This window comes from Streptomyces sp. NPDC001549, assembly GCF_042894025.1.
GTDB classification, from domain to species: domain Bacteria; phylum Actinomycetota; class Actinomycetes; order Streptomycetales; family Streptomycetaceae; genus Streptomyces; species Streptomyces kutzneri.
In genome coordinates, this window is the sequence record NZ_JBIAVJ010000036.1 from 22842 (window position 1) to 48919 (window position 26078).

Annotated in this window: 24 protein-coding genes and 5 tRNA genes; 17 read left to right on the top strand and 12 right to left on the bottom strand. The window is 70.7% G+C overall.

Features of this window, described 5'->3' with window-relative positions; all coding sequences use genetic code 11:
- Nucleotides 1–23: 23 nt before the first annotated feature.
- Nucleotides 24–95: transfer RNA gene (locus tag ACFY04_RS38710), tRNA-Gly, on the bottom strand.
- 88 nt (nt 96–183) lie between these two features.
- Nucleotides 184–501: an Lsr2 family protein gene (locus tag ACFY04_RS38715; RefSeq protein ID WP_389124770.1), complete on the bottom strand. Its 318-nt coding sequence runs from the start codon at nt 499–501 to the stop codon at nt 184–186.
- A gap of 327 nt (nt 502–828) precedes the next feature.
- On the opposite strand from ACFY04_RS38715, the gene purS reads away from it, so the two are divergent.
- The 5 genes from purS to ACFY04_RS38740 all read left to right on the top strand — a co-directional run bounded on the left by purS (nt 829) and on the right by ACFY04_RS38740 (nt 5803).
- Complete coding sequence (gene purS / locus ACFY04_RS38720; protein WP_030009438.1) at nt 829–1074, top strand: phosphoribosylformylglycinamidine synthase subunit PurS; 246 nt, start codon at nt 829–831, stop codon at nt 1072–1074.
- A gap of 2 nt (nt 1075–1076) precedes the next feature.
- A complete protein-coding gene (gene purQ, locus ACFY04_RS38725) occupies nt 1077–1757 on the top strand; it encodes a phosphoribosylformylglycinamidine synthase subunit PurQ (RefSeq protein WP_030390145.1) in 681 nt (226 codons plus the stop codon).
- Nucleotides 1754–4003, top strand: a complete 2250-nt coding sequence (purL, locus tag ACFY04_RS38730; RefSeq protein WP_389124773.1) for a phosphoribosylformylglycinamidine synthase subunit PurL — start codon at nt 1754–1756, stop codon at nt 4001–4003. Before purQ ends, purL begins: the two co-directional genes overlap by 4 nt.
- A gap of 151 nt (nt 4004–4154) precedes the next feature.
- Nucleotides 4155–4946 carry a sterol carrier family protein gene (locus ACFY04_RS38735; RefSeq protein ID WP_389124776.1) on the top strand — a complete coding sequence of 264 codons (792 nt, stop codon included), beginning with the start codon at nt 4155–4157 and terminating at the stop codon, nt 4944–4946.
- 50 nt (nt 4947–4996) lie between these two features.
- The gene (locus tag ACFY04_RS38740; protein WP_389124779.1) at nt 4997–5803 is read left to right on the top strand and encodes an META domain-containing protein; all 807 of its coding nucleotides are present in this window, start codon (nt 4997–4999) and stop codon (nt 5801–5803) included.
- A 1-nt stretch (nt 5804) separates the two neighbouring features.
- Here ACFY04_RS38740 and ACFY04_RS38745 read toward each other — a convergent pair whose 3' ends face one another.
- From ACFY04_RS38745 to ACFY04_RS38755, 3 genes are all read right to left on the bottom strand, one after another.
- The gene (locus tag ACFY04_RS38745; protein WP_389124781.1) at nt 5805–6398 is read right to left on the bottom strand and encodes a hypothetical protein; all 594 of its coding nucleotides are present in this window, start codon (nt 6396–6398) and stop codon (nt 5805–5807) included.
- A 19-nt stretch (nt 6399–6417) separates the two neighbouring features.
- On the bottom strand, nt 6418–7851 hold the full coding sequence (locus ACFY04_RS38750; RefSeq protein WP_389124783.1) for a sulfatase-like hydrolase/transferase: 1434 nt from the start codon (nt 7849–7851) through the stop codon (nt 6418–6420).
- Nucleotides 7852–7967: 116 nt separating this feature from the next.
- Nucleotides 7968–8090: a putative leader peptide gene (locus ACFY04_RS38755; protein ID WP_351150916.1), complete on the bottom strand. Its 123-nt coding sequence runs from the start codon at nt 8088–8090 to the stop codon at nt 7968–7970.
- Nucleotides 8091–8212: 122 nt separating this feature from the next.
- Between ACFY04_RS38755 and purF the strand changes: the two genes are divergently transcribed.
- On the top strand, nt 8213–9730 hold the full coding sequence (gene purF / locus ACFY04_RS38760) for an amidophosphoribosyltransferase (protein WP_189737618.1): 1518 nt from the start codon (nt 8213–8215) through the stop codon (nt 9728–9730).
- Between the two features lie 91 nt (nt 9731–9821).
- The gene (purM, locus tag ACFY04_RS38765; protein WP_327384511.1) at nt 9822–10892 is read left to right on the top strand and encodes a phosphoribosylformylglycinamidine cyclo-ligase; all 1071 of its coding nucleotides are present in this window, start codon (nt 9822–9824) and stop codon (nt 10890–10892) included.
- 80 nt (nt 10893–10972) lie between these two features.
- Here purM and ACFY04_RS38770 read toward each other — a convergent pair whose 3' ends face one another.
- Nucleotides 10973–11236 carry a DUF3073 domain-containing protein gene (locus ACFY04_RS38770; protein ID WP_030009392.1) on the bottom strand — a complete coding sequence of 88 codons (264 nt, stop codon included), beginning with the start codon at nt 11234–11236 and terminating at the stop codon, nt 10973–10975.
- 290 nt (nt 11237–11526) lie between these two features.
- On the bottom strand, nt 11527–12621 hold the full coding sequence (locus tag ACFY04_RS38775; RefSeq protein WP_389124786.1) for a Leu/Phe/Val dehydrogenase: 1095 nt from the start codon (nt 12619–12621) through the stop codon (nt 11527–11529).
- 194 nt (nt 12622–12815) lie between these two features.
- On the opposite strand from ACFY04_RS38775, the gene ACFY04_RS38780 reads away from it, so the two are divergent.
- Entirely contained in the window at nt 12816–13670 is an 855-nt protein-coding gene (locus tag ACFY04_RS38780) for a hypothetical protein (RefSeq protein WP_389124788.1), read from the top strand.
- A 567-nt stretch (nt 13671–14237) separates the two neighbouring features.
- Nucleotides 14238–14444 carry a developmental transcriptional regulator BldC gene (gene bldC / locus ACFY04_RS38785; RefSeq protein WP_003949541.1) on the top strand — a complete coding sequence of 69 codons (207 nt, stop codon included), beginning with the start codon at nt 14238–14240 and terminating at the stop codon, nt 14442–14444.
- Nucleotides 14445–15102: 658 nt separating this feature from the next.
- Here bldC and ACFY04_RS38790 read toward each other — a convergent pair.
- Nucleotides 15103–15176: transfer RNA gene (locus ACFY04_RS38790), tRNA-Asp, on the bottom strand.
- 81 nt (nt 15177–15257) lie between these two features.
- Entirely contained in the window at nt 15258–19181 is a 3924-nt protein-coding gene (hrpA, locus tag ACFY04_RS38795) for an ATP-dependent RNA helicase HrpA (RefSeq protein ID WP_389124789.1), read from the bottom strand.
- Between the two features lie 111 nt (nt 19182–19292).
- Between hrpA and ACFY04_RS38800 the strand changes: the two genes are divergently transcribed.
- The 3 genes from ACFY04_RS38800 to ACFY04_RS38810 are packed head-to-tail and all read left to right on the top strand — an operon-like array spanning nt 19293 to nt 21478.
- A complete protein-coding gene (locus ACFY04_RS38800; RefSeq protein ID WP_389124791.1) occupies nt 19293–19832 on the top strand; it encodes a hypothetical protein in 540 nt (179 codons plus the stop codon).
- A 54-nt stretch (nt 19833–19886) separates the two neighbouring features.
- Nucleotides 19887–20636 carry a DsbA family protein gene (locus tag ACFY04_RS38805; RefSeq protein WP_389124794.1) on the top strand — a complete coding sequence of 250 codons (750 nt, stop codon included), beginning with the start codon at nt 19887–19889 and terminating at the stop codon, nt 20634–20636.
- Entirely contained in the window at nt 20633–21478 is an 846-nt protein-coding gene (locus ACFY04_RS38810; protein WP_389124796.1) for a cytochrome c biogenesis CcdA family protein, read from the top strand. The genes ACFY04_RS38805 and ACFY04_RS38810 overlap by 4 nt, the downstream gene beginning before the upstream one ends.
- Before the next feature lie 38 nt (nt 21479–21516).
- Here the strand turns inward: ACFY04_RS38810 and ACFY04_RS38815 are convergent.
- The 3 genes from ACFY04_RS38815 to ACFY04_RS38825 form a co-directional block, all read right to left on the bottom strand.
- A tRNA-Phe gene (locus tag ACFY04_RS38815) sits at nt 21517–21593 on the bottom strand.
- Between the two features lie 22 nt (nt 21594–21615).
- Nucleotides 21616–21689: transfer RNA gene (locus tag ACFY04_RS38820), tRNA-Asp, on the bottom strand.
- Nucleotides 21690–21728: 39 nt separating this feature from the next.
- Nucleotides 21729–21801: transfer RNA gene (locus ACFY04_RS38825), tRNA-Glu, on the bottom strand.
- A gap of 103 nt (nt 21802–21904) precedes the next feature.
- On the opposite strand from ACFY04_RS38825, the gene ACFY04_RS38830 reads away from it, so the two are divergent.
- The 5 genes from ACFY04_RS38830 to ACFY04_RS38850 form a co-directional block, all read left to right on the top strand.
- The gene (locus ACFY04_RS38830; protein ID WP_030726307.1) at nt 21905–22255 is read left to right on the top strand and encodes a metallopeptidase family protein; all 351 of its coding nucleotides are present in this window, start codon (nt 21905–21907) and stop codon (nt 22253–22255) included.
- Nucleotides 22252–22776, top strand: a complete 525-nt coding sequence (locus tag ACFY04_RS38835) for a CrcB family protein (protein ID WP_389124799.1) — start codon at nt 22252–22254, stop codon at nt 22774–22776. The genes ACFY04_RS38830 and ACFY04_RS38835 overlap by 4 nt, the downstream gene beginning before the upstream one ends.
- On the top strand, nt 22773–23147 hold the full coding sequence (crcB, locus tag ACFY04_RS38840; RefSeq protein ID WP_389124802.1) for a fluoride efflux transporter CrcB: 375 nt from the start codon (nt 22773–22775) through the stop codon (nt 23145–23147). The genes ACFY04_RS38835 and crcB overlap by 4 nt, the downstream gene beginning before the upstream one ends.
- Nucleotides 23148–23270: 123 nt before the next feature.
- Nucleotides 23271–23807: a hypothetical protein gene (locus ACFY04_RS38845; protein WP_389124804.1), complete on the top strand. Its 537-nt coding sequence runs from the start codon at nt 23271–23273 to the stop codon at nt 23805–23807.
- A gap of 278 nt (nt 23808–24085) precedes the next feature.
- Nucleotides 24086–26078: DEAD/DEAH box helicase (locus ACFY04_RS38850; protein ID WP_389124807.1), on the top strand; the 1993-nt coding region annotated here is incomplete at its 3' end.

A 26078-nucleotide genomic window follows, 5' to 3' on the forward strand; every position in this document is an offset into this window, starting at 1 on the left:
GCAGTGGTCCGGAAGTGATGCAGAGCGGGTGACAGGGATCGCACACTGCGCCTTCCCTCTGGAAGAGGGATGTTCTGCTACTGAACTACACCCGCACGACCTTGGAGGCTTTGACCTGCGGTCTGGCCCCTCGGCGTGATCCACACATTAGCCGACGGATGGGGGTGCATGGCAAATCGACGCTCAGTGGGCTGCGTTGTAGGCCTCGTAGATCTTCTTCGGGATGCGCCCGCGCGGGGGCACCTCGAACTGGTTCGACCGGGCCCAGGCGCGGACGACCGCCGGGTCCGGGGCGACGGCGGTGTGCTTGAAGGCCTTCCCCGAGCGTGACTGGCGACGGCCGGCCGCCACGAAGGGGGCGAGGCCCTTCCGCAGTTTCTTTGCGTTCGCCACATTGAGGTCGATCTCGTAGGACTTTCCGTCCAGAGCGAACACGACCGTTTCCGCCGCTTCTCCGCCATCGATGTCGTCGGAGAGTGTGACTACTACGCGCTGCGCCACGGATATCGGTCCCTTCGTGCGGCGTCGCCACCTGCTGACGTGGGGCGATGTCGCCTGTGTGGATGTTTCGGGACAATGCAACTTTCATCCGGAATCCGGAGTGATTCCTTTGTACCTCGATTCCCATTGCATTGCGAATCCCAGTTAATTCTCTCCGCGTGTCCCGCCGCAATGCCGGGCGCGTGGTTTTCCGGCGGATTTTGCGAAGCGTTGGTGAAGCCGAAACGGCCCGGTGATCATGCCCACGGGATATCTACCCGCGTAGAAATTTCAGCCGGGTACGCTGATGGAACCGCCTTCGCACCAACCACCACACGGGAGTGCCCGATGGCACGCGTCGTAGTCGACGTCATGCTCAAGCCGGAGATCCTCGACCCCCAGGGCCAGGCGGTGCAGCGTGCACTGCCGCGCCTGGGCTTCGAAGGGATCGCCGACGTCCGCCAGGGGAAGCGCTTCGAGCTCGAGGTGGAGGGACCGGTCGACCAGGCCGCCCTCGACCGCATCCACAAGATGGCCGAAACGTTCCTCGCCAACACCGTCATCGAAGACTTCACCGTGAAGGTCGAGGCCTGACGGTGACCACTCGCATCGGAGTCGTCACGTTCCCCGGAACGCTCGACGACCGTGACTCGCTGCGCGCCGTCCGCCTCGCGGGGGCCGAGCCGGTCTCGCTGTGGCACCGCGACAAGGACCTCCACCAGGTCGACGCGGTCGTCCTCGCGGGCGGCTTCTCCTACGGGGACTACCTGCGCGCCGGGGCCATCTCCCGTTTCTCGCCGGTGATGGAGACCATCATCGAGCAGGCCAGGGGCGGCATGCCCGTCCTGGGCATCTGCAACGGCTTCCAGGTCCTCACCGAGGCCCACCTGCTGCCGGGGGCGATGCTCCGGAACAACCACCTGCACTTCATCTGCCGCGACCAGAAGCTGCGGGTGGAGAACGCGGAGACCGCGTGGACCGGCGACTACACCGCCGGCCAGGAGATCTCCGTACCGCTCAAGAACATGGACGGCCGCTACACCGCCGACGAGCGCACGCTCGACGAACTGGAGGCCGAAGGCCGAGTGGCCTTCCGCTACCTGGACGGCAACCCGAACGGTTCGCTGCGCGACATCGCAGGCATCACCAACGCCGCGGGCAACATCGTCGGCCTCATGCCGCACCCCGAGCACGCGGTCGAGCCGCTGATCGGGACGGGCCGAACCGACGGCCTCCCGTTCTTCACCTCGGTCCTGAAGAAGCTGGTCAGCGCATGAGCCTCGACACCGTCAAGAACGCCACCGAAACCCCGGACGCCTCCCAGCCCTGGAAGGAACTCGGCCTCAAGGAGGACGAGTACGCCCGGATCCGGGAGATCCTCGGCCGCCGCCCCACGGGCGCCGAGCTCGCCATGTACTCGGTCATGTGGTCCGAGCACTGCTCGTACAAGAGCAGCAAGGTCCACCTGAAGCAGTTCGGTGAGAAGGCCCCCCGGAACGACGCCATGCTCGTCGGCATCGGCGAGAACGCCGGCGTCGTCGACGTCGGCCAGGGCTACGCGGTCACCTTCAAGGTCGAGTCGCACAACCACCCGAGCTACATCGAGCCGTACCAGGGCGCGGCCACCGGCATCGGCGGCATCGTCCGCGACATCCTCGCGATGGGCGCCCGCCCGGTCGCGGTGGTGGACCCGCTGCGCTTCGGTGCCGCCGACCACCCCGACACCCGGCGCGTCCTGCCCGGCGTCGTCGCGGGCATCGGCGGCTACGGCAACTGCCTGGGCCTGCCCAACATCGGCGGCGAGGTCGTCTTCGACGCCTGCTACCAGGGCAACCCGCTGGTCAACGCCGGCTGCATCGGCGTGATGAAGCACGAGGACATCCACCTCGCCAAGGCCTCCGGCCCCGGCAACAAGGTCATCCTCTACGGCGCCCGCACCGGCGGCGACGGCATCGGCGGCGTCTCGGTCCTCGCGTCCGAGACCTTCGACGACACCAAGCCCACCAAGCGCCCCGCCGTGCAGGTCGGCGACCCCTTCCAGGAGAAGCTCCTCATCGAGTGCACCCTGGAGATCTTCAAGGAGAAGCTGGTCGCGGGCATCCAGGACCTCGGCGGCGCCGGGCTCTCCTGTGCGACCTCCGAGCTCGCCTCCGCCGGTTCCGGCGGCATGCGGGTCGAGCTGGACACCGTGCCGCTGCGCGACGCGACGCTCTCGCCCGAGGAAATCCTCATGAGCGAGTCGCAGGAGCGCATGTGCGCGATCGTCGAGCCGCAGTACGTCGACCGCTTCATGGAGATCTGCGAGAAGTGGGACGTCATCGCCACCGTCATCGGTGAGGTGACCGAGGGCGAGCGCCTGGAGATCTTCTGGCACGGCGAGCAGATCGTGGACGTGCCCCCGGGCACCGTCGCCCACGAGGGCCCCGTCTACAACCGCCCCTACGCGCGCCCCTCCTGGCAGGACGCGCTCCAGGCGGACGACGCCGGCAAGCTGCCGCGCCCGCAGACCTCCGAGGAGCTGCGCGCGCAGGTCCTCGCGCTGGTCTCCTCCCCGAACCAGGCGTCGAAGTCGTGGGTCACCGACCAGTACGACCGCTTCGTCCAGGGCAACACCGTCCTCTCGCAGCCCGAGGACGCGGGCATGGTCCGCATCGACGAGGAGTCCAACCTCGGCGTGGCCATGGCCACCGACGGCAACGGCCGCTTCGCCAAGCTCGACCCGTACACGGGCGCGCAGCTGGCGCTGGCGGAGTCGTACCGCAATGTGGCGGCGACCGGCGCCAAGCCGCTCGCCATCTCCGACTGCCTGAACTTCGGTTCCCCCGAGGACCCGGACGTCATGTGGCAGTTCGCCGAGGCCTGCCGCGGTCTGGCGGACGGCTGCCTGGAGCTCGGCACCCCGGTGACCGGCGGCAACGTCTCGCTCTACAACCAGACGGGCGACATCGCGATCCACCCGACCCCGGTCGTGGCGGTCCTCGGTGTGATCGACGACGTCAACCGCCGTACGCCGATGGCCTTCAAGGAGGCCGGCCAGCTGCTGTACCTGCTGGGCGACACGGCCGAGGAGTTCGGCGGTTCGGCCTGGTCGCAGGTGGTGCACGATCACCTCGGCGGCATGCCGCCGAAGGTGGACCTGGGCCGCGAGAAGCTGCTCGGCGAGATCCTGATCTCCGCCTCGCGCGACGGCATGATCGACGCCGCGCACGACCTGTCCGACGGCGGCGTGATCCAGGCGCTCACCGAGTCCTGCCTGCGCGGCGGCAACGGTGCCCGGATCGTGGTGCCCGAGGGCCTGGACGCCTTCACCTTCCTGTTCTCCGAGTCCGCGGGCCGGGCCATCGTGGCCGTCCCGCGCAGCGAGGAGCTCCGCTTCACCGACATGTGCGGTGCGCGCGGCCTGCCGGTCACCCGCATCGGTGTGGTGGACGGCGAGGAGATCGAGATCCAGGGCGAGTTCACCCTCCCCCTGGCCGAGCTCCGCGAGGCCCACGAGACGACGATCCCGGCCCTGCTGGCCTGATCCCACCGCCTCTGCCACGAGCCCCCGCCCGCTTCCCGCGGCCGGGGGCTCGTGGCGTCGGTGGAACCGACGGGGCCGTCCCCTGCGCCACCCCGCCGCGCAGCGCGGGTGCACCGGGCTGGTGCTGCCGCGGCCCGAGTAGGGTCGGGACATGCCGCCCCGAGGGAAGAAGCCGCGTACCTACGACCCCGCGAAGATCCGTACGGCCGTCACCGCGCAGTTCGCGCATGTGTGCCGGGCCGTCGGGGAGTTGGGGCCAGAGCAGCTGGCGCGGCCCAGCGGGCTCGGCGACTGGAGCGTCGCCGAACTCGCCGGGCACGTCGCCTGGATCGCGGACTCGCTGGCCGCCGGCCTGGCCCGGCCGCCCGCCGCCGTCGCCGAGCTGTCGGCGGTCGAGTGGCCCTTCGCCACCGCCTCCCTCGCCGGGGTGATCTCCGAAGCGGCCCGGGAGACCCTGACCGGGGCCCCGCTGCCCGAGCTGTACGACCGGGCGGCCGCCCGGATGGCGCAGGCGCTCGCGGAGAATCCGGGCGACCGCGTGCTGGACCTGTGGATCGGGGACATGACCCTGGCCGACTTCCTGCTCACCCGGACCGTGGAACTGGTGGTCCACGCCGACGACCTGAACCGGGCCGCCGGACTGGAGATCCCGATCGACCGGCAGGCGCTGGCCGCCTGCACCCGGCTGCTCGCCGACGCCCTCGCCCTCAAGGCGCCGGGCGGCTCGGTCGAGGTCCGCGTGCCGCCCTTCGCGGTGGTCCAGTGCATCGAGGGTCCGCGGCACACCCGCGGCACCCCGCCGAACGTGGTGGAGACCGACCCGCTGACCTGGATCCGGCTCGCGACCGGCCGTACGGGCTGGGCCGCGGCCCTCGACGGGGCGCACGTACGGGCCAGTGGCGAGCGGGCCGATCTGTCGGCGCTGCTCCCGCTGATGAGCTGAGGGGAACAACCGTGGTGGAACCACTGCGACGCCCGGTCCGTCCCAGGGGCATGCGTACCTTCCGGCACGTCCCCGCCTCCACGGGCCTGGCCCTGGCCCTCGCGCTCGCCCTGGCCGGCTGCGGCCGGGCCGAGGACGGCCGCAGCGCCCGGCTGCCCGACCCCGTGGGTTCCTGGGCCGTCGAGTCCCTGACCACGGGCGGCCGCACCCTGCACGCGCCCGAGACCGCCCACCTCGACATCGGCCGGAACGAGATCAAGGGCAACTACGGCTGCAACGGCTTCACCGCGGTGGCGGCCTTCGCCGGTACCTCCGCGGTGACCGTCACGCCCGGCGCCTCGACCACCATGGCCTGCGCGGACATGGAGTTCGAGACGGCCTTCGCCAAGCTGTTCCAGGGCAAGCTGGTGATCGACCGGGGACCCGACCGGCTCACCCTGAAGACCGCCGACGGGAGCACCATCGCCATGACCTCGGCGCCCGCGGTCACGGACGCCCCGCTCACCACGACCGAGTGGACCGTGGAGTCCCTGGTCAGCGGTGGGACCGCGGCCTCCCTGCCCGCCGGGGCGGCCGGGAAGGCACGGTTCACCATCGCCCCGGACCTCACCGTGAGCGGCAGCCTCGGCTGCAACCGGTTCAGCGCCCAGGTGACCGTGGAGGGCTCCACGGTCACCTTCGGGCCGCTGACCTCGACCCGGATGGCCTGCGAGGGACCGGTCGGCGAGGTCGAGCGGACACTGACCGAGCTGTTCGGCAGCGGCCCGCTCACCGCGAAGGCCGAGGGCCGGACCCTCACCCTCACCGCGCCCGACGGCAAGGGCCTGACCGCGAAGGCGGCCTCCGCCGCCGAGTGACTCACACGTGCGCCGTGCCGCCGTCCTTCGCCATGGCGGCGGCGATGGTGCGCGCCGATCCGGCCCACACCTCGTCGGGCAGCGGCGGCAGCACGTCGTCCCACAGCGGCAGGTTGGAGCCGCGCAGCTGGAGCATGCCCTCCGGCCGGGCGAACTGGAACAGGTGCAGGTGGGCGGCTCCGTCCCCGTACTTGCCGACGTGCACCCGGGCGATCCCGCCCAGCTCGCGCACCGCCCGCTCGGTCCGCTGCAGCATCGGACCCAGCTCCGCCGCCCGCTCGGGCGGCAGGTCCGCCAGGTCGTGGTGGACGCGCGGGACGAGCTGCACCATCGCGGGCAGGGAGGAGCGGATCCCCCGCAGCCGCCAGTGCTCGTCGGTCCACAGGAAGGCGGAGTCGGGCAGGACGCACACGTCGCAGCCCTCCGGCCCGTCCTCCCCGTTGCGCGGCGGCTCGGGGAGCACCGGCGGCTCCAGGGGCCTGACGCCGAGCTCGCCCTCGAAGGGGAAGGTCTCCCACAGGGCGACGCCGTCGGAGGCGAGGGGTATGGGCTCTCCGACGGGCAACCGGCGTACGTACTCACCGGGTTCGGTCATTCGGTGATCATGACATCGGTCAGGCCGGGTACGGGAGGAGCTGGGCGTCCGCCTTCTCCCAGGCCGCCCGCAGCTGCGCCAGCCGGGCCGGCTCCACGGTGGCCTTGTCGGCCTGCTCGCGGACGTCGCCGGCCAGGTTGAACAGCTGGTCCCTGCCCGCCTTCCCGCGGTAGTACTTCCAGTCCCCGCGGCGCAGCGCCCGCTCGCCCCGGACCCGCCAGAACAGGTCCCGCTCGGCCACCTTCTCGCCGCGCAGCAGGTACCCGGCCAGGCTCACCCCGTCCAGCGGGTAGGCCGGGTGCGGGCGGGCCCCGGCGACCCCCAGCAGCGTCGCCGTCCAGTCCGGGCTGAACACCGGGACGTGGCTGACCTGACCGCCGTCCAGCCGGGCGGGCCAGCGCGCGATGTTCGGCACGCGGATCCCGCCCTCCTGGAGGGAGGCCTTGTTGCCGGACAGCGGCCAGTTGTACGAGAAGCGCTCGCCGCCGTTGTCGCTGGAGAAGACGACGAGGGTGTCGTCCTCCTGGCCGGATCGCCTGAGCGCCTTCAGCACCTCGCCGATCGAGCGGTCGAGGTCCTCGACCATCTCCTTGTACTTCTCGACCGAGCCGCCGTCCTGGTGCCACAGGGCGCGCCCGTCGCCCGCCTTGATCCGGCGGACGATCTCGGCGCTCTGCTCGGTGTCCCCGTCGGCGATCCACGGCCAGTGCGGGGTGGTGAAGTTGAGGTTCAGCAGCCACGGCTTGCCGTGGTGGTCGCGCGAGACGTACTCGCTCGCCCGCTCGGTGATGATCCGGGTGTAGTAGCGCAGGTCCTTGTACTCGGCGTCGCCCTCGTACAGGTCGTACTCACCGCCCAGGCCCAGCTTGGAGTAGTACTCCAGGGCGCCGCCGAAGTTGCCGAAGAACTCGTCCCAGCCGGACCTGGTCGGGCTGTAGTCGGGCAGGTAGCCCGCGTGCCACTTGCCGATCAGCGCGGTGGCGTAGCCGGCCCCCTTCAGCAGTGAGGCCAGCGTCGGGTGGGTCGGGTCCAGGCCGACCGACTTGTCGGCGATCGGCTCGGCCAGCCCGCCCTTGGTACGGGCCGGGTAGCGCCCGGTGTACAGGCTGAACCGGGTCGGCGAGCAGGTCGCGGAGCCCGAGTAGGCATCGGTGAACCGGACGCCCTGGCGGGCGAGGCGGTCCAGGTTCGGGGTCTTGATGTGCGGGGAGCCGTACGAGGAGAGGTCGGCCCAGCCCAGGTCGTCGCCGAGGATGAACAGGATGTTCGGCCGGCGGGACGGCCGGGGCCGCCCGGCCCGGAACTCCCGCTCCTGCGGCGCGTTCTGCCCGTCCCCGGTGGCCGGGGCGGCGGCGGCCGGGGAGGTGCCCAGCCCCACCGCCGCGGCGGCTGCGGTCACGCCGACCGCGCCGCCGAAGGCGCGCCGGGACAGGTTGGGTTCGTACGAGGTCACAGGTACTCCAAGGCATGGCCTGCCGGCCCGCCCCGGGCGGCGCGGGACGGCGCGCGGCACGGCAGGGCAGGCTCGGGCAGGGATCAGGAAAAGAAAAGAACGAAAGCGGCGTGTGACTACGCAGAACAGCGACAGATGGCGCTCGCGACACGGACAAGGTCCACGTGCCGGCGCTCGACGAGGGTGACGGTACGGTCACCGAGAGGCTGCATGGGGCGAGAGCCTGTACGAATGCCCATGTGCCTGTCAACAAGGGCATTCCGGATGCCGAGACGGAATCGATCGGTCACCCTCTGTGCTGTGACATTTCCCGGCCGTCCCCAATTCGGACCAGTGGTCGATCTCGCCTACACTCGGAAGCGTGCCTCGTGGTGATGGACGACTCAACCACGACCTGCTCCCCGGCGAAAAGGGCCCCCAGGACGCTTGCGGCGTCTTCGGTGTCTGGGCTCCGGGTGAAGAGGTCGCCAAGCTCACCTACTTCGGACTGTATGCCCTGCAGCACCGTGGACAAGAGTCCGCGGGAATCGCTGTGAGCAACGGTTCCCAGATCCTCGTCTTCAAGGACATGGGCCTCGTTTCCCAAGTCTTCGACGAAACCTCTCTCGGCTCGCTCCAAGGTCATATCGCGGTCGGTCACGCCCGCTATTCGACCACCGGGGCCTCCGTCTGGGAGAACGCTCAGCCGACCTTCCGTGCGACCGCCCACGGCTCCATTGCCCTGGGTCACAACGGCAATCTGGTGAACACCGCCGAGCTTGCCGAGATGGTCGCCGACCTCCCCCGTCAGGACGGCCGTGCCACCCAGGTGGCCGCCACCAATGACACCGACCTGGTCACCGCCCTGCTCGCCGGTCAGACCGACGACGAGGGCAAGCCCCTGACCATCGAGGAGTCGGCCGCCAAGGTCCTGCCTCAGGTCAAGGGCGCCTTCTCCCTCGTCTTCATGGACGAGGGGACCCTCTACACCGCCCGTGACCCGCAGGGCATCCGCCCGCTGGTCCTCGGCCGCCTGGAGCGCGGCTGGGTGGTCGCGAGTGAGACCGCCGCCCTCGACATCTGCGGCGCCAGCTTCGTCCGCGAGGTCGAGCCGGGCGAGCTCATCGCGATCGACGAGAACGGTCTGCGCACCTCTCGATTCGCGGAAGCGAAGCCCAAGGGCTGTGTCTTCGAGTACGTCTACCTGGCGCGCCCGGACACCGACATCGCCGGCCGGAACGTCTACCTCTCGCGTGTCGAGATGGGCCGGCGCCTGGCCAAGGAAGCCCCGGTCGACGCCGATCTGGTGATACCGACGCCGGAGTCCGGCACGCCCGCCGCCGTCGGATACGCCGAAGCCAGCGGGATCCCGTACGGATCCGGCCTGGTCAAGAACGCCTACGTGGGCCGGACCTTCATCCAGCCCTCGCAGACGATCCGCCAGCTCGGCATCCGGCTCAAGCTCAACCCCCTCAAGGAAGTCATCCGGGGCAAGCGCCTGGTGGTCGTCGACGACTCGATCGTCCGCGGCAACACCCAGCGCGCCCTGGTCAAGATGCTCCGCGAGGCCGGCGCGGCGGAGGTCCACATCCGGATCTCCTCGCCGCCGGTGAAGTGGCCGTGCTTCTTCGGCATCGACTTCGCCACCCGGGCCGAGCTGATCGCCAACGGCATGACGGTCGACGAGATCGCCACCTCCCTGGGCGCGGACTCGCTCTCGTACATCTCGCTCGACGCGATGGTCGAGGCGACCACGATCCAGAAGCCCAACCTCTGCCGTGCCTGCTTCGACGGCGAGTACCCGATGGAGCTGCCCGACCCGCAGCTCCTGGGCAAGCAGCTGCTGGAGTCCGAGCTCGCGGGCGGCACGGACGCCGCCGACGCGCTCCGCCGCCCGTAGCCCTGGCTCAACCTGCGCCGGGCCCTGTCTTTGAGGCTTCTCCCAGGGCCCGGCACCACACGCAGTAACGACACGAAAGCTCTCTCCTGTCATGACAGAGAAGACCACCGGTGCCAGCTACGCAGCCGCAGGCGTGGACATCGAAGCGGGCGACCGCGCCGTCGAGCTGATGAAGGAGTGGGTGAAGAAGACGCAGCGTCCCGAGGTCCTCGGCGGCCTCGGCGGCTTCGCCGGCCTCTTCGACGCCTCCGCCCTCAAGCGCTACGAGCGCCCGCTGCTCGCCTCGGCCACCGACGGCGTCGGCACCAAGGTGGACATCGCCCGCCAGCTCGGCGTGTACGACACCATCGGCCACGACCTGGTGGCGATGGTCATGGACGACATCGTCGTCTGCGGCGCCGAGCCGCTCTTCATGACCGACTACATCTGCGTCGGCAAGGTGCACCCCGAGCGTGTCGCGGCGATCGTCAAGGGCATCGCCGAGGGCTGTGTCCTCGCCGGCTGCGCCCTGGTGGGCGGCGAGACCGCCGAGCACCCCGGCCTGCTGGGCCCGGACGACTTCGACGTGGCCGGTGCCGGAACGGGCGTCGTCGAGTACGACCGCCTGCTCGGCGCGGATCGCATCCGTACGGGTGACGCCGTCATCGCGATGGCTTCGTCCGGCCTTCACTCGAACGGGTACTCGCTGGTCCGCCACGTCCTCTTCGAGCGCGCCAAGATGTCGCTGGAGCAGCACGTGGAGGAGCTCGGCCGGACCCTCGGCGAGGAGCTCCTGGAGCCCACCAAGATCTACTCGCTGGACTGCATGGCCCTCACCCGTACGGCCGAGGTGCACGCGTACTCGCACATCACCGGCGGCGGTCTCGCGGCGAACCTGGCCCGGGTCATCCCGGACCACCTGCACGCCACGGTCGACCGTTCGACCTGGGCCCCCGGCGCCATCTTCGACCTGGTCGGCAAGGCCGGCCAGGTGGAGCAGCTGGAGCTGGAGAAGACCCTGAACATGGGCGTCGGCATGATGGCCGTCGTTCCGCAGGAGTCGGTGGACGTGGCGCTGACCGCGCTGGCCGACCGGGGTGTCGACGCGTGGGTCGCGGGAGAGATCCTGGACCGCGGCGACCACACTGAGGGCGCGACCATGACCGGTTCCTACGCGAGCTGAGCAGCACTGAAACCCGGCCCGGGGCGATGCCCTGGACCGGGTTTCAGTCTTTTTGTCTGTCGTGCAGACGCCTCAGGGCGTCAAGCGCCGCGACGCTGTGACGACGGCCCGGACTCCTCGTCCTCGTCGTCGTCATCCCTGTTGTAGAGGTCCGCGTACCGAGCGTACGGGTCGTCCTCGTCCAGCTCGTCGTCGTCTACCTCGACCGGCTCGCTGACAGGCAGCGGTTCCACGGTCGATGCGCCCAGCTCGTTGGCCAGACGCGAGAGGTCAGTCCCGCCGCTGCTGTACTTCAGCTGGCGGGCGACCTTCGTCTGCTTGGCCTTTGCCCGGCCGCGCCCCATGGCTCGACCCCCTCGGTGACGGGGCTCGACGGCCCCAGAGTCTGACACGCGTTCATGGTTCGGAGCGGGCTCTCCGTGGAGAGACCGTCCGTAGGGGTTTAACGGTACCTGCTTCCGCGGCCATACGGTACGCCGCCCGCATGACGCGCCCTGGTGCAGAACCAACAAGGCGCCCCGTCCTCGCTGGTCAGCTGCGATTTTAACCTTTTCCTGGCGGGCGACCCGCCGAAGTGCAGTGAGTTCCGTCTCGCCGCACCCCGGCGGGCGCACCCAGGAGCCCCGGGAAGGGCTCAGACGGCGCGCGCGGCGCGGCCGTCGGCCATGCGCTGCTCGGCGATCCGGTCGGCCGCAGCGGCCGGCGGAATGCCGTCCGCCTTCGCGCGAGCAAAGATCTCCAGCGTGGTGTCGAAGATCTTCGTGGCCTTGGCCTTGCAGCGGTCGAAGTCGAAGCCGCGCAGCTCGTCGGCGACCTGGATGACACCGCCTGCGTTGACCACGTAGTCGGGCGCGTAGAGGATCCCGCGGTCCGAGAGGTCCTTCTCGATGCCCGGGTGGGCGAGCTGGTTGTTCGCCGCGCCGCAGACGATCGCCGCGGTGAGCGCCGGGACGGTCTCGTCGTTCAGGGCGCCGCCGAGCGCGCAGGGGGCGTAGATGTCCAGGCCCTCGGTGCGGATCAGCGCGTCCGTGTCGGCCACGGCGGTGACCTTGCCCGGGTGCTTGTCCAGGATCCGGCGCACGGACTCTTCCCGTACGTCCGTGATCACGACCTCGGCGCCGTCCTCCAGCAGGTGCTCGACCAGGTAGTGGCCGACCTTGCCGACACCGGCCACGCCGACCTTGCGGCCGCGCAGGGTCGGGTCGCCCCACAGGTGCTGGGCGCTGGCGCGCATGCCCTGGAAGACGCCGAAGGCGGTGAGGACCGAGGAGTCGCCCGCGCCGCCGTTCTCGGGGGAGCGGCCGGTCGCCCAGCGGGTCTCGCGGGCCACGACGTCCATGTCGGCCACGTAGGTGCCGACGTCGCAGGCGGTCACGTAGCGGCCGCCGAGGGACTCCACGAACCGGCCGTAGGCCTGGAGCAGTTCCTCGCTCTTGAGGACGTCCGGGTCGCCGATGATCACGGCCTTGCCGCCGCCGAGGTCGAGACCGGCGAGCGCGTTCTTGTACGACATGCCGCGCGAGAGGTTCAGCGCGTCGAGGACGGCCTCCTCGTCGGAGGCGTACGCGTGGAAGCGCGTACCGCCGAGGGCGGGGCCCAGGGCGGTGGAGTGGATGGCGATGACGGCCTTCAGGCCGGTGGCGCGGTCCTGGCACAGCACGACTTGCTCGTGGCCGCCCTGCTCCGTACGGAACAGGGTGTGCAGGACGCCGTCGGTCATTTCGGTCACGGTGGTGACTCCCATGGAAGAGATGCGGCGGAAAGACGCCCGCCCTGCGGGTGGGGGAGGGCGTGCTGGGAGCAGAGTAAGACCTGGGGGCCGTTCGTAGGTGACCTGTCCGAGGATCGAAACACTCCCGTGGTGCAAGGGGGCGGGGGCGCCCCGGAGGTGAACCTGACCCCGCGGAAGGGCAGTACGAGAGCGTGAGCGAATCCTCCGATCTCCCGCTGCCGTCCGCGCGCTCGGCGCCGACCGTCCCGTACGCCTCCTACCTGCGCGTCTACGAGCCCCTGGCGGCCTTCGCCGAGCCGGAGCGCACGCACTGGGCCGACTACGCCCGGCGCGGGGATACCCCGACCGCCCAGGACGAACTGCGCCGGTCGCTGTCGGACTTGGTACGGGTCCCGGTGGTGGGGGTGCCGGCGCACGAGAGCGCCGACGCCTTCACCGCGGTGGTCGACGGGGTGCTGCTGGTCTGCCCGTGGCGCACCCGGCTGCGCGGCTGGCTGGCCCTCCAGGAGCTCGTCGAGTGGTTCCCGCGCCCGGTGCTGGACGCGGCGCTCCCGCCGGGGGCGCGCCGGCGGGCTGCCGAGGAGTACGAGCGCTGGCGCGAACGGAACCCCGACGCGCGCCCCTGGATCCGTACGGGGGTGTGGCAGGTTCCGCTGCGCTGGTTCGTGCTGGTGGCGGACGAGGAGCGGGACCACGTGCCGGGCGAGCGGCTGCGCTACCGCACGCCGATGGTGCAGGCCCGGCGGCGGCTCGCCCGCGCGCTGCGGACCCTGCGCGACGCGGAGGGGTACGGGATGCTCGCCGACGGGCTGGTGGAGGTGGGTAGCTGGCTGGAGGAGTTCCACCCGCGCTCGATGGTCGAGCTGGACTACGGCGGGCTGCTGCACGCGCTGCCGGCGGACCGGCTGGCGGCCGACCGCTCGGCCGGGGACCTCGCGGCGGGTATCGCGGCCCTGCGGGCCGGGGACACGGAGGGCGCGACCGAGGTGTACGAGGGGCTGGCGGAGCGGTGGCGGGCGGTCCGGGAGCGGCTTTTCGCGAATTAGGCCGAAAGGGGCCTGTGTGGCTGGTTTCACTCAGGAGGGGTCAGTACGTATCGTCCGGTATCGGTCGATCGGTCAATATTGGCTGATCAGAGGCCTGATCATGGCATTTGGGACGTAGTGCCAGGACCTACGTCCTGATACGGGCCATTGGCCCAAGCGTGACGGACCGCACTAACTACACCCTTGCGCCCTTCCCCTACCCTCGTGCCAAAATAGGACAAGGAGTCCGGGGAGGGTTCCTTCCGCCCAACTAAGGGCGGAATGCTCGGCATTGCACTCTACGGGGGGTCTGATGACTCCTGATCGCTCTGTGACTGATCGTCACAGTGGGGTGACTGTCCGTTATGGGACGGTCCATCGGCTTCCGCCGCTGATGAACACCTCGGAGGGCAATTCCGTCGGTTTGGCCGTCGAGGCTGGACGGATGGTGTAGTTGTAGTGCCGAGGACAAGCCGTTCGTCCTATAACCGACTCGGCCCGCGTATGTCCATTTCGGGCAACGCGGGCCAAGGTGCAGAATTTAGAGGAAAGAACCGAGATGGTTCGGTTCTCCCGAGGAGGCCGCTCATGACCGCTCGCACCCCTGATGCCGAGCCGCTGCTGACCCCGGCTGAGGTTGCCACGATGTTCCGCGTGGACCCGAAGACGGTCACCCGCTGGGCCAAGGCTGGCAAGCTCACGTCCATCCGCACCCTGGGTGGACACCGCCGGTACCGCGAGGCCGAGGTTCGCGCACTGCTCGCGGGAATTCCGCAGCAGCGCAGCGAAGCCTGAGGTCGCGTAAACACCCCGCTTTAACGGGTTTATATCGGGTCCCCCAATCCGATGAAACCCACATAGCTTCATACGGCCGGGCCTGCCCCAACAGGTTCCAAGCCGTTCGATCGCGCTGGACTCCGCCGGGTCCAGCGCGATCTTTTTATGCCCAGGTCAGGGCGGTTCCAAGAACGCGCGGGGGCACCGGCGAGGTAGGTGCCATTGCACATATTCTATCGAGCGGGCGTATGAGTGCGATAAAAGTATGAGTCTCAAAAACTCATGCGGTGACTCCCGTCACAGATGATCACTCTTGTATATCCGGTAATGCACCCCGTAAAGGGGACGCGCTTCGCGAGGCGCATCATGCGAACGGGGGATTCCGGGTGACGGCCGGCCCGGCGGCCGCCTCGTCCGCGGCGCCAGGAGGTCCGGAGGGGTCCGGAGAGGCCGGGAGAGTCCGGGGACGGGTCCGGAGAGGCCGGGGCGGGTCCGGAGAGGACCCGGCATGCGCTCATGGGTGCCCCGCAGGGGCGGCGGACGCGGCCCGGAGGTGTTCACGGGCGGCGCGGGCGCTCCACGGGCCCCAGGCGCCCCCCAAGGCCGCCCGGGCGGTGTCGCCCGCCAACGCGTCAGGGCCCGTATCCCCAGAGGGATACGGGCCCTGACGTTTCTGCGAACCTGACGGGACTTGAACCCGCGACCTCCACCTTGACAGGGTGGCGAGCTAACCAACTGCTCCACAGGTCCTTGATTTGCGGCCGCTCGGCGGCTGCGAATCAGACTGTACCGCAGCTCAGGGGGTGCAGTCGAACCGGACCACGGCGCCGGTCACGGCGCCGCCGCATCCACCGCCTTCACGATCCGCTTGTCGGAGATCGGATACGCCGTCCCGAGCGCGTGCGCGAAGTAACTGACGCGCAGTTCCTCGATCATCCAGCGGATGTCGGTGACCGTGGACGGGACCGGGCGCCCCTTCGGCAACTGCTCCAGCAGCCAGGCGTACTCGTCCTGCATCTCGTGGACCTTCTCCATGCGCGTGGTGTCGCGCTGGACGCCCGTGGGCATCTGCTGGAGCCGCCGGTCCACCGCCACCAGGTAGCGCATCAGGTCCGGCAGCCTGCGCAGCCCCGTGAGCGTCACGAAGCCGGCCGGCATGAGGGCCGCCAGCTGCGTCTTGACGTCCTGGATGTTCGCGACCAGCGCCAGGCTGCCCGTGGCCTTCAGCCGGCGCTCACAGGCCTGCCAGGCGGCCAGCACCTGCTGCACCTGGCTCACCGTGCGCACGGTCGTGTCCACCAGGTCGGCGCGGACGGCCTCGTAGAGCTTGCGGAAGCCCGCCTCGTCCCACGCCGGGCCGCCGTGGTCGGCGATCAGCCTGTCCGTCGCCGCGGTCGCGCAGTCGTCGAAGAGCGCCTGGATGGAACCGTGCGGGTTCCTGGACAGGGCCAGCTTCTGCTGGTTGGTCAGGTGGTCGGAGGCGAACTTCGCCGGGTTCACCGGGATGTTCAGCAGGATGAGCCGCCGGGTGCCCAGCCACATCGCCTGCTGCTGCTCCGCCTCGGTGTCGAAGAGCCGTACGGAGACGGTCGTGCCCTCGTCCACCAGCGCCGGGTACGCCTTCACCGGCTGGCCCGCCCGACGGGTCTCGAAGACCTTCGTCAGCGTGCCGATCGTCCAGTCGGTCAGTCCGGTGCGCTCCACCGACTCCCCGCCCGCCCGCTCGGCGGTGGCCGCGGCGGCCTTGGAGAGCGCCTGGCGGGCCTTCGGCCTCAGCCTCAGCCGCAGGGCCTCCAGGTCCTTGTCCTCGGCGAGGTTCTTGCGGCGCTCGTCGACGATCCGGAAGGTGATCTTCAGGTGATCCGGGATCCGGGTGAGGTCGAAGTCCTCGGCCGAGACCGGGACCCCGACCATCCGCTGGAGCTCGCGCGCCAGCGTGACCGGCAGAGGCTCCTGCAGGGGCACCGCCGTGTCCAGGAAGCGGCCGGCGTAGTTCGGCGCGGGCACGTAGTGCCGGCGGATCGGCTTCGGCAGCGAGCGGATCAGCTCGGTGACGACCTCCTCGCGCAGGCCCGGGATCTGCCAGTCGAAGCCCTCGTCGGTGACCTGGTTCAGCACCTGGAGCGGGATGTGGACGGTCACGCCGTCGGCGTCAGCGCCCGGCTCGAACTGGTAGGTCACCCGGAACTTCAGCTGCCCCTGCCGCCAGGAGTCCGGGTAGTCGGCCTTGGTGACCCCGGCCGCCTTCTCGGTCAGCAGCATCTCGCGCTCGAAGTCGAGGAGTTCCGGCTCCTCGTGCTTCTTGTGCTTCCACCAGGAGTCGAAGTGCGCCCCCGAGACGACGTGGGCGGGGATCTTCTGGTCGTAGAAGTCGAAGAGGGTCTCGTCGTCCACCACGATGTCGCGGCGCCGGGCCCGGTTCTCCAGCTCCTCCACCTCGGTGAGGAGCTTGCGGTTGTCGGCGTAGAACTTGTGGTGGGTGCGCCAGTCGCCCTCGACCAGCGCGTTGCGGATGAACAGCTCGCGCGAGACCTCGGCGTCGATCCGGCCGTAGTTGATCTTCCGCTGGGCCACGATCGGTACGCCGTACAGCGTGACCTTCTCGTACGCCATCACGGCCGCCTGGTCCTTCTCCCAGTGCGGCTCGCTGTACGTGCGCTTGACCAGGTGCTGCGCCAGCGGCTCCACCCACTCGGGCTCCACCTTGGCGTTCACCCGGGCCCACAGCCGCGAGGTCTCCACCAGCTCGGCCGACATCACGAACTTCGGCTGCTTCTTGAAGAGCGAGGAGCCCGGGAAGATCGCGAACTTGGCGCTGCGGGCACCGAGGTACTCGTTCTTGTCGGTGTCCTTGAGCCCGATGTGCGAGAGCAGACCGGCCAGCAGCGAGACGTGGACGACCTGCTCCGGGGCGTCGGCCTCGTTGACGTGGATGCCCATGCCCTTGGCGACCGTGCGCAGCTGGGAGTAGATGTCCTGCCACTCGCGGATCCGCAGGAAGTTCAGGTACTCCTGCTTGCACATCCGGCGGAACGAGGACGAGCCGCGCTCCTTCTGCTGCTCGCGCACGTAGCGCCACATGTTCAGGAACGAGAGGAAGTCGCTGGTCTCGTCCTTGAACCGGGCGTGGTTCTGGTCGGCCTGGGTCTGCTTGTCCGAGGGCCGCTCGCGCGGGTCCTGGATGGACAGGGCCGCCGCGATGACCATGACCTCGCGGACGCAGTTGTTCTTGTCGGCCTCGATGACCATGCGGGCCAGCCGCGGGTCCACGGGGAGCTGGGAGAGCTGGCGGCCCATCTGGGTGAGCCGCCTCGACGGATCCTTCTCGACCGGGTCCAGCGCGCCGAGCTCCTGGAGCAGCTGCACGCCGTCGCGGATGTTGCGGTGGTCCGGCGGGTCGATGAAGGGGAACTTCTCGATCTCGCCGAGGCCCGCCGCGGTCATCTGGAGGATGACGGAGGCCAGGTTCGTCCGCAGGATCTCGGCGTCGGTGAACTCGGGACGGGCGTCGAAGTCGTTCTCGGAGTACAGCCGGATGCAGATGCCGTCGCTGGTACGGCCGCAGCGGCCCTTGCGCTGGTTGGCGCTGGCCTGCGAGATCCGCTCGATCGGCAGGCGCTGGACCTTGGTGCGGTGGCTGTAGCGGGAGATCCGGGCGGTGCCCGGGTCGATCACGTACTTGATGCCGGGGACGGTCAGCGAGGTCTCGGCGACGTTGGTCGCGAGGACGATCCGGCGACCGGTGTGCTGCTGGAAGACGCGGTGCTGCTCGGCGTGCGAAAGGCGTGCATAGAGGGGGAGGACCTCTGTGAAGCGGAGATTCCGTTTGTTCAGGGCGTCCGCCGTGTCGCGGATCTCCCGCTCGCCGGAGAGGAAGACCAGGATGTCGCCCGGCCCCTCGGACTGGAGCTCGTCCACGGCCTCGCAGATCGCGGTGATCTGGTCCCGGTCGCTGTCGTCGCCCTCTTCCTCCAGCAGCGGCCGGTAGCGGACCTCCACCGGATACGTCCGCCCGCTGACCTCGACGATCGGCGCCTCGCCGAAGTGCCGGGAGAAGCGCTCGGGGTCGATGGTCGCCGAGGTGATGACGACCTTGAGGTCGGGACGCTTCGGCAGCAGCGTGGCCAGGTAGCCCAGCAGGAAGTCGATGTTCAGCGACCGCTCGTGGGCCTCGTCGATGATGATCGTGTCGTAGGCCCGCAGCTCGCGGTCCGTCTGGATCTCGGCGAGCAGGATGCCGTCCGTCATCAGCTTCACGAAGGTCGCGTCCTGGTCCACCTGGTCGGTGAAGCGGACCTTCCAGCCGACCGTCTGGCCGATCTCGGACTTCAGCTCCTCGGCGATCCGCTCCGCGACCGTGCGGGCGGCGATCCGGCGGGGCTGGGTGTGCCCGATCATGCCCCGGACGCCGCGGCCCAGCTCCATGCAGATCTTGGGGATCTGCGTGGTCTTGCCGGACCCGGTCTCGCCCGCGACGATCACGACCTGGTGGTCGCGTATCGCCTCGGCGATCTCGTCCTTCTTCTGGCTGACGGGCAGGTTCTCGGGATACGTGACCTCCGGCATCCGCGAGGCACGGCCGGCCAGTCGCCCGGCGGCCTTGGTGGCCTCCGCGGCGATCTCGTCGAGCACGGCCTGCTTGGCCTCGGGCTTGCGGATACGGCGGGCGCCTTCGAGGCGGCGGCCGAGGCGGTGCGCGTCACGGAGGGAGATCTCACCGAGAAGCGTCTGCAGGGCGGCGAAGGAAGTAGACATACCTGGTCGAGGATCTCACCTGGGCCCTCCGGGTGGCGAACGCATTTGTGGGGCGGACCCGTACCATTTCGGGACGAGTCCGTCGGTCGTACGAGTGAGAGGCAGCCCACCTTGTCCCGCCCCCGCCTCTTCGGCTGCGCCGTGCTCGCGGTACTGGCGGTGCTGCTGGGCTGCGCCGCCCCGGCGGTGGCGCTCGCTCCGACGCCCCGAACGGCCCCGGCCGCGGACTCGCCGCCGGCTCAGACGCCGACCCCGGCGCGGGCGCGGGCGCTGGTTCCGGCCCCGGTCCTTGACCCGGCCCCGGCCCCGGGCTCGGGCTCGGCCCCGGCCTCGGTCCTTGACCCGGCTCCTGCCTCGGCCCCGGCGGCGCTCCCGGTTCCGGCCCTGGCCACCGGATCGGCCACGGCGTGGCCCCGGGCGGCCGTGTTCACCGACGCCGACGGTCCCGCCTGCGCGCCGGCGGCTCCCGGGCACGGCGGCACGCCCGCCGTCCCCACGCGCGCCGCGGGCGAGCAGCACGCCCAGGCCCCGCCGGTCCGGGCGGCGCCCGAGGACGCCGGTCCGGCCGCGGTCGTGCCTGTACGGAACCCCGTGCGCGGTCCCGGCCGCCCGGCCCCCGACCGGCTGGAGCTCTGCGTGATGCGGGTCTAGACGGACCGGTCCCCCCGGTCCCGTCCCACCCACCCGCAGCACTGGAGCACCCGCATGCCCTCTTCCACGAAGTCCTCCGCCAAGAAGTCCGCCACGAAGCCCCTGCTGATCTCCGCCGGGGTCGCCCTCGCCGCGATCACCCTCGGCCTCGTCTCCTGGCGGGCCACCGCCCCCGCCGAGGCCGGCTCGGCCGGTTCCGGCTCCGGTTCCGGCGCCGTGGCCGCGCCCCGGACCGACCCGGCCGCCGAGCTCAAGGCGCTGGCCCGCCGCGAGTCCGGGGACAAGCTCGCCGTCGGCCGCGCCGACGCGCCCGTCGTGCTCATCGAGTACTCCGACTTCAAGTGCGGCTACTGCGGCAAGTTCGCCCGGGACACCGAGCCCGAACTGATGAAGAAGTACGTCGAGGACGGCACCCTGCGCATCGAGTGGCGCAACTTCCCGATCTTCGGCGCCGAGTCCGAGGCCGCCGCCAAGGCCGCCTGGGCGGCCGGGCAGCAGGACCGCTTCGACGCCTTCCACGCCGCCGCCTACGCCGCCGGCTCGAAGGAGAAGGGCTTCGGCGAGCCGCGGCTCGTGGAGCTGGCCCGGGAGGCCGGCGTCCCCGACCTGGAGCGCTTCAAGGCCGACCTGGCCGGCGAGCAGGCCGCCGCGGCCCTGAAGAAGGACCAGGAGGAGGGCTACCGCATCGGCGTCACCTCCACCCCGTCCTTCCTGCTGAACGGCAAGCCCATCGCCGGCGCCCAGCCGCTCGGCACCTTCACGGCCGCCATCGCCAAGGCGAAGGCCGAGGCGGCGAAGCAGTGACCGGCATCGGATACCTGGCCGCCCTGCTGGGCGGCCTCCTCGCGCTGCTCAGCCCCTGCAGCGCCCTGCTGCTGCCGGCCTTCTTCGCGTATTCCATCGACTCCACCTCGCGGCTCCTGGCGCGCACCGGGATCTTTTACGCGGGCCTCGCGAGCACCCTCGTACCGCTGGGGGCGGCCGGCTCGTACGCCGGGCGGTTCTTCCACAGCAACCGCGACCAGCTCGTGCTGGCCGGCGGCTGGCTGATCATCGCGCTCGGCCTCGCTCAGATCCTGGGCCTCGGCTTCGCCCCGAAGCGGATCTCGGAGCTGTCGGGCCGGATCCGGCCGACCACCGCCCTGTCGGTGTACGCGCTCGGGGCGGTCTACGGGCTGGCCGGTTTCTGCGCCGGCCCGATCCTGGGCAGCGTCCTGACGGTCGCGGCGGTCAGCGGCAGCCCCGTCTACGGCGGCCTGCTGCTCGCGGTCTACGCCCTGGGGATGGCCGTACCGCTGTTCGTACTGGCGCTGTTGTGGGAGCGGTTCGACCTGGGCAGGCGGCGCTGGCTGCGCGGGCGGGCCCTGCGCGCCGGCCGCTTCGAGCTGCACACCACCTCGCTGCTTTCCGGGCTGTTCTTCATCACGCTGGGCGTGCTGTTCCTCGCCTACGACGGGGCGAGCGCGCTGCCGGGGCTGCTGGACGTGGACGACTCGTTCGCCGTGGAGCAGCGGGTCCGCTCGCTGGCGGACGCGGTTCCGGACGGGGCGCTGCTCGGGCTGGTCGCCGTAGGGGCGGCGGCCGTCGGCGTCGTGCAGTGGCGCCGCAGGGAGCGTGCGGCGGCGGCCGAGGCCGAAGGGGAGTAACCACAGAAGGCCCCGTCCGATGGACGGGGCCTTCTTGATGGTGGCTGGGGCCGGGGTCGAACCGGCGACCTATCGCTTTTCAGGCGATCGCTCGTACCAACTGAGCTACCCAGCCACGAAACCGTTTCCGGCTTCAGCGATCCTGACGGGACTTGAACCCGCGACCTCCACCTTGACAGGGTGGCGAGCTAACCAACTGCTCCACAGGACCTTGCAGTGTGCGAGAACAAGTCTTGCACACGGTAATGCGTACCCCCAACGGGATTCGAACCCGTGCTACCGCCTTGAAAGGGCGGCGTCCTGGGCCACTAGACGATGAGGGCTAAAGGCCCGCCGGGCACTTCTCAGCGCGTCGGGGACGTGAGAAGCATATGGGATCCGGGGAGCTATCGCCAAAACGGTTTCCCCCGGAGCGACAATGGCCGGGTGCTGGAGATGACGCGCGAGGAGTTCGAAGAGCTTGTCGCAGAGGCCCTGGACCGGATCCCGCCGGAGCTGACGCGGCTGATGGACAACGTGGCGGTGTTCGTCGAGGACGAACCGCCCGCCGACGACCCCGAGCTGCTCGGTCTGTACGAGGGAACTCCGCTGACGGACCGCGGCGAGTGGTACGCCGGGGTGCTGCCGGACCGGATCACGATCTACCGCAATCCCACGTTGCGCATGTGCGAGGACCGGGAGAGCGTGGTCGCGGAGACGGAGGTCACCGTGGTGCACGAGATCGCCCACCACTTCGGGATCGACGACGACCGGCTGCACGCGCTGGGGTACGGGTGACCCGGCCGGTCCCGGTGCCAGGCGACGGGGCGGCGCGCGCGGTGCAGCCGGCGGAGGCGATCGATCCGGACGTCGACCTGCACGTGCCCGCGCAGCGCGCCGAGCCGCAGGGCCGGGTGCTCGCGGCGGTGGCGGTGGGCGGCGCGATCGGGGGCGCGGCGCGGTACGGGATCTCCCTGCTGTGGCCGGCCGGGCCCGGGGCCTTCCCGTGGGCGACCCTGTGGATCAACGCCTCCGGCAGTGCGCTGATCGGCGTACTCATGGTGCTGATCAGCGAGGGCGGCCGGACGTCCCCGCACCCGCTGCTGAGGCCCTTCGCCGGGGTCGGCGTGCTCGGCGGCTTCACCACCTTCTCCACCTACGCGGTGGACTTCTCGCGGCTCCTGGACGAGGGGGAGGCGGGGACCGCCCTGGCCTACGGCGGGCTCACGGTGGTGGCGGCGCTCGGCGCGGTGTGGGCGGCGGCCGCGGCGGCCCGGCTCGCGGTCCGCGGGCGCGGTCCCGGGCGCGTTCCGCGGTGAACTGGCTGCTCGTGGTGGCGGGCGCGGCCGTCGGTGCGCCGCTGCGCTACCTGCTGGACCGGGCGGTGCAGGTGCGGCACGAATCCGTCTTCCCCTGGGGCACCTTCGTGGTCAACGCGGCCGCCTGCCTGGTGCTCGGGGCGCTGGCCGGGGCGGCGCTGGCGGGGGCCGCCTCCTCGCGGCTGCAGTTGCTGCTCGGGGCCGGGCTGTGCGGGGCGCTCAGCACGTACTCGACGTTCTCGTACGAGACGCTGCGGCTGGCCGAACGCGGCCGGGGGTTCCTCGCCGCGGCGAACGTGGTGATGTCGGTGCTGGTCGGGCTGGGCGCGGTGCACCTCGGGTCGCGGGTGGCGCTGCGGCTCTTCGGCTGAGGGGTCGGGCCCAGGGCTTCGTCCCGGTGTTCGCCCGAGGGCGTGTCCCTTACGGGGAAAAGGGAGTTGGGCACATTGACCCGCTCATGCGGAACGTTCGCCCTCAGGCTCCGGAGGTCCCCCGTGCGCCAGTTGTCCGCTTCCCTCCGACTGGCCGTCACCGCGCTCGCGGTCGCGGCGACGGCCGGCTGCATGAGTGTCGGCGAGAACGCGGCGAAGCCCGGGCCCTCCGCTTCGGGGGACCGCAGCAGCGGCGCCGAGGCGGGCGCGGGGACCGCCTCGGGGCGGGGCTCCGGGGTCCGCGGCAACGGGCACGGCGCGAAGGACGGTACGGGGAGCCACGACGGCAGGCCCAAGGAGGACGGCAAGGCCTCCGGTGCGACCGGGGCCTCGCCGAGCCCGGGCGCGCCGAGCGCCCGGCCGGGGGTGCCCGCACCGTCGGCGGGACCGGGCGGCGGCGCGGGCGGGCAGGGCCCGCAGGAACCCACCACGGGCGGGTCGGGCGGCGGCTCCGGTGGGCCGGGCGGTTCGGCCGGCGGGCAGCAGTCGGCGAGCCCGACCCCGGCGCCCCCCGCCACGACTCCCCCTGTGACGGAACCCACTCCGGAGCTGCCGACTCCGCGGCCGGAGCCGACCACCCAGCCGGCCCCCGAGCTCTAGGCCCGGCGGGCGTCCGGCCGGGTCCGTGAGGGCTCGGTCCGGTGTCCGGCCCGGGGTCGTTTTCGCAGGTCAGGGACGTTTCTGCGGGAGCGACTTGCCAGACCCCGGGGAGGGTGCGTATGGTTATAGATCGTTTGATCCCATTGCCCGGCGCCGAATCCGAAGAGCGCCGTGTGGCGCGTACTCTCCCTAGCCGTGGCTGACCGCATTGAGGCGGTCGATTTGCGATTCACGGAGTTTGGGCGCGTGCCGAGACTCCGGAAGGTTTCGCATTTCGCATGTCCATTTCCAGCTCTGACCGTTCCGTCATGCCCGAGAACGACTCCAACGAGATGATCGACGCCGAGGCCCTTGTGGTCACCGAGGCGATCGAGGCCGCCGAGGCGGACGAGATCATCGAGGCTCTTGAGGCCGACGTGAACACCGACGGGTCCTTCGAGGACTCGACCACCGACTTCGACGACGACGCTGACGCTGACGCGGAGCCCACGATCACCTTCGGCGACCTCGGTCTGCCCGAGGGCATCGTGCGCAAGCTCGCCCAGAACGGCGTCACCGCCCCCTTCCCGATCCAGGCCGCGACCATCCCGGACGCCCTGGCCGGCAAGGACATCCTCGGCCGTGGCCGCACCGGCTCCGGCAAGACCCTCTCCTTCGGTCTGCCCACCCTGGCCTCGCTGGCCGGCGGCCACACCGAGAAGAAGAAGCCCCGCGCGATCATCCTCACGCCGACCCGTGAGCTCGCGATGCAGGTCGCGGACGCCCTCCAGCCCTATGGCGACGTCCTCGGCCTGAAGATGAAGGTCGTCTGCGGCGGTACCTCCATGAGCAACCAGATCTTCGCTCTGGAGCGCGGTGTCGACGTCCTCGTCGCCACCCCGGGCCGTCTGCGCGACATCATCAACCGTGGCGCCTGCTCCCTGGCGAACGTCCAGGTCGCGGTCCTCGACGAGGCCGACCAGATGGCCGACCTGGGCTTCCTGCCCGAGGTCACCGAGCTGCTCGACCAGATCCCCGGCGGCGGCCAGCGCATGCTCTTCTCCGCCACCATGGAGAACGAGATCGGCACCCTGGTCAAGCGCTACCTGACCAACCCCGTCACGCACGAGGTCGACAGCGCGCAGGGCAACGTCACGACCATGACGCACCACGTCCTCGTCGTGAAGCCGAAGGACAAGGCGCCGGTCACGGCCGCCATCGCCGCCCGCAAGGGCCGCACCATCATCTTCGTCCGCACCCAGCTGGGCGCCGACCGCATCGCCGAGCAGCTCGTCGAGGCCGGCGTGAAGGCCGACGCGCTGCACGGCGGCATGACGCAGGGTGCCCGTACCCGTGTCCTCGCCGACTTCAAGGACGGCTACGTCAACGCGCTCGTCGCCACCGACGTCGCCGCCCGCGGTATCCACGTCGACGGCATCGACCTGGTCCTGAACGTGGACCCGGCCGGCGACCACAAGGACTACCTGCACCGCTCGGGCCGTACCGCCCGCGCCGGCAAGTCCGGTGTCGTGGTCTCCCTCGCGCTGCCGCACCAGCGTCGCCAGATCTTCCGCCTGATGGAGGACGCGGGCGTCGACGCCTCGCGTCACATCGTCCAGGGCGCCGGCGCCTTCGAGCCGGAGGTCGCCGAGATCACCGGTGCCCGTTCGCTGACCGAGGTCCAGGCCGACTCCGCGAACAACGCCGCCAAGCAGGCCGAGCGTGAGGTCGCCGAGCTCACCAAGCAGCTCGAGCGCCTGTCGCGCCGTGCCGTGGAGCTGCGCGAGGAGGCCGACCGCCTGGTCGCCCGCTCCGCCCGTGAGCGAGGCGAGGACCCGGAGGCCGCTGTCGCCGAGGTGGCCGAGGCCGCCGAGGCCGAGGTCGCGGCTGCTGCCGCCGCCGCTGCCGCCGAGCTGGCCGCGCAGGAGCGCCGCGAGGAGCAGCGCGCCCAGCGTGACGACCGTGGCAACTTCGAGCGTCGCGACAACCGTGGCGACAACCGTGGCGGCGACCGTGGCGGCGACCGCGGTGGCGACCGCGGTGGCGACCGTGGCGGCTTCCGCCGCGACGACCGCGGTGACCGCGGTGGCCGTCCGTCGGGTGGCTTCAACCGTGACGACCGTGGTGGCGACCGTGGTGGCTTCCGCCGCGACGACCGTCCGTCGGGTGGCTTCCGCTCCGGTGGCGACCGTCCGACCGGTGGTGGCTTCCGTCGTGACGACCGTCCGTCCGGTGGCTTCAACCGCGATGACCGTGGTGGCGACCGTGGTGGCTTCCGCCGCGACGACCGTC

Coding starts and splice junctions, on each gene's coding strand:
- purS (WP_030009438.1), top strand. CDS start 829: ATGGCACGCGTCGTAGTCGACGTCATGCTCAAGCCGGAGATCCTCGAC.
- purM (WP_327384511.1), top strand. CDS start 9,822: ATGACAGAGAAGACCACCGGTGCCAGCTACGCAGCCGCAGGCGTGGAC.
- purL (WP_389124773.1), top strand. CDS start 1,754: ATGAGCCTCGACACCGTCAAGAACGCCACCGAAACCCCGGACGCCTCC.
- ACFY04_RS38735 (WP_389124776.1), top strand. CDS start 4,155: ATGCCGCCCCGAGGGAAGAAGCCGCGTACCTACGACCCCGCGAAGATC.
- bldC (WP_003949541.1), top strand. CDS start 14,238: ATGACCGCTCGCACCCCTGATGCCGAGCCGCTGCTGACCCCGGCTGAG.
- hrpA (WP_389124789.1), bottom strand. CDS start 19,181: ATGTCTACTTCCTTCGCCGCCCTGCAGACGCTTCTCGGTGAGATCTCC.
- ACFY04_RS38755 (WP_351150916.1), bottom strand. CDS start 8,090: ATGGGCATTCGTACAGGCTCTCGCCCCATGCAGCCTCTCGGTGACCGT.
- ACFY04_RS38805 (WP_389124794.1), top strand. CDS start 19,887: ATGCCCTCTTCCACGAAGTCCTCCGCCAAGAAGTCCGCCACGAAGCCC.
- ACFY04_RS38745 (WP_389124781.1), bottom strand. CDS start 6,398: ATGACCGAACCCGGTGAGTACGTACGCCGGTTGCCCGTCGGAGAGCCC.
- ACFY04_RS38740 (WP_389124779.1), top strand. CDS start 4,997: ATGCGTACCTTCCGGCACGTCCCCGCCTCCACGGGCCTGGCCCTGGCC.
- ACFY04_RS38770 (WP_030009392.1), bottom strand. CDS start 11,236: ATGGGGCGCGGCCGGGCAAAGGCCAAGCAGACGAAGGTCGCCCGCCAG.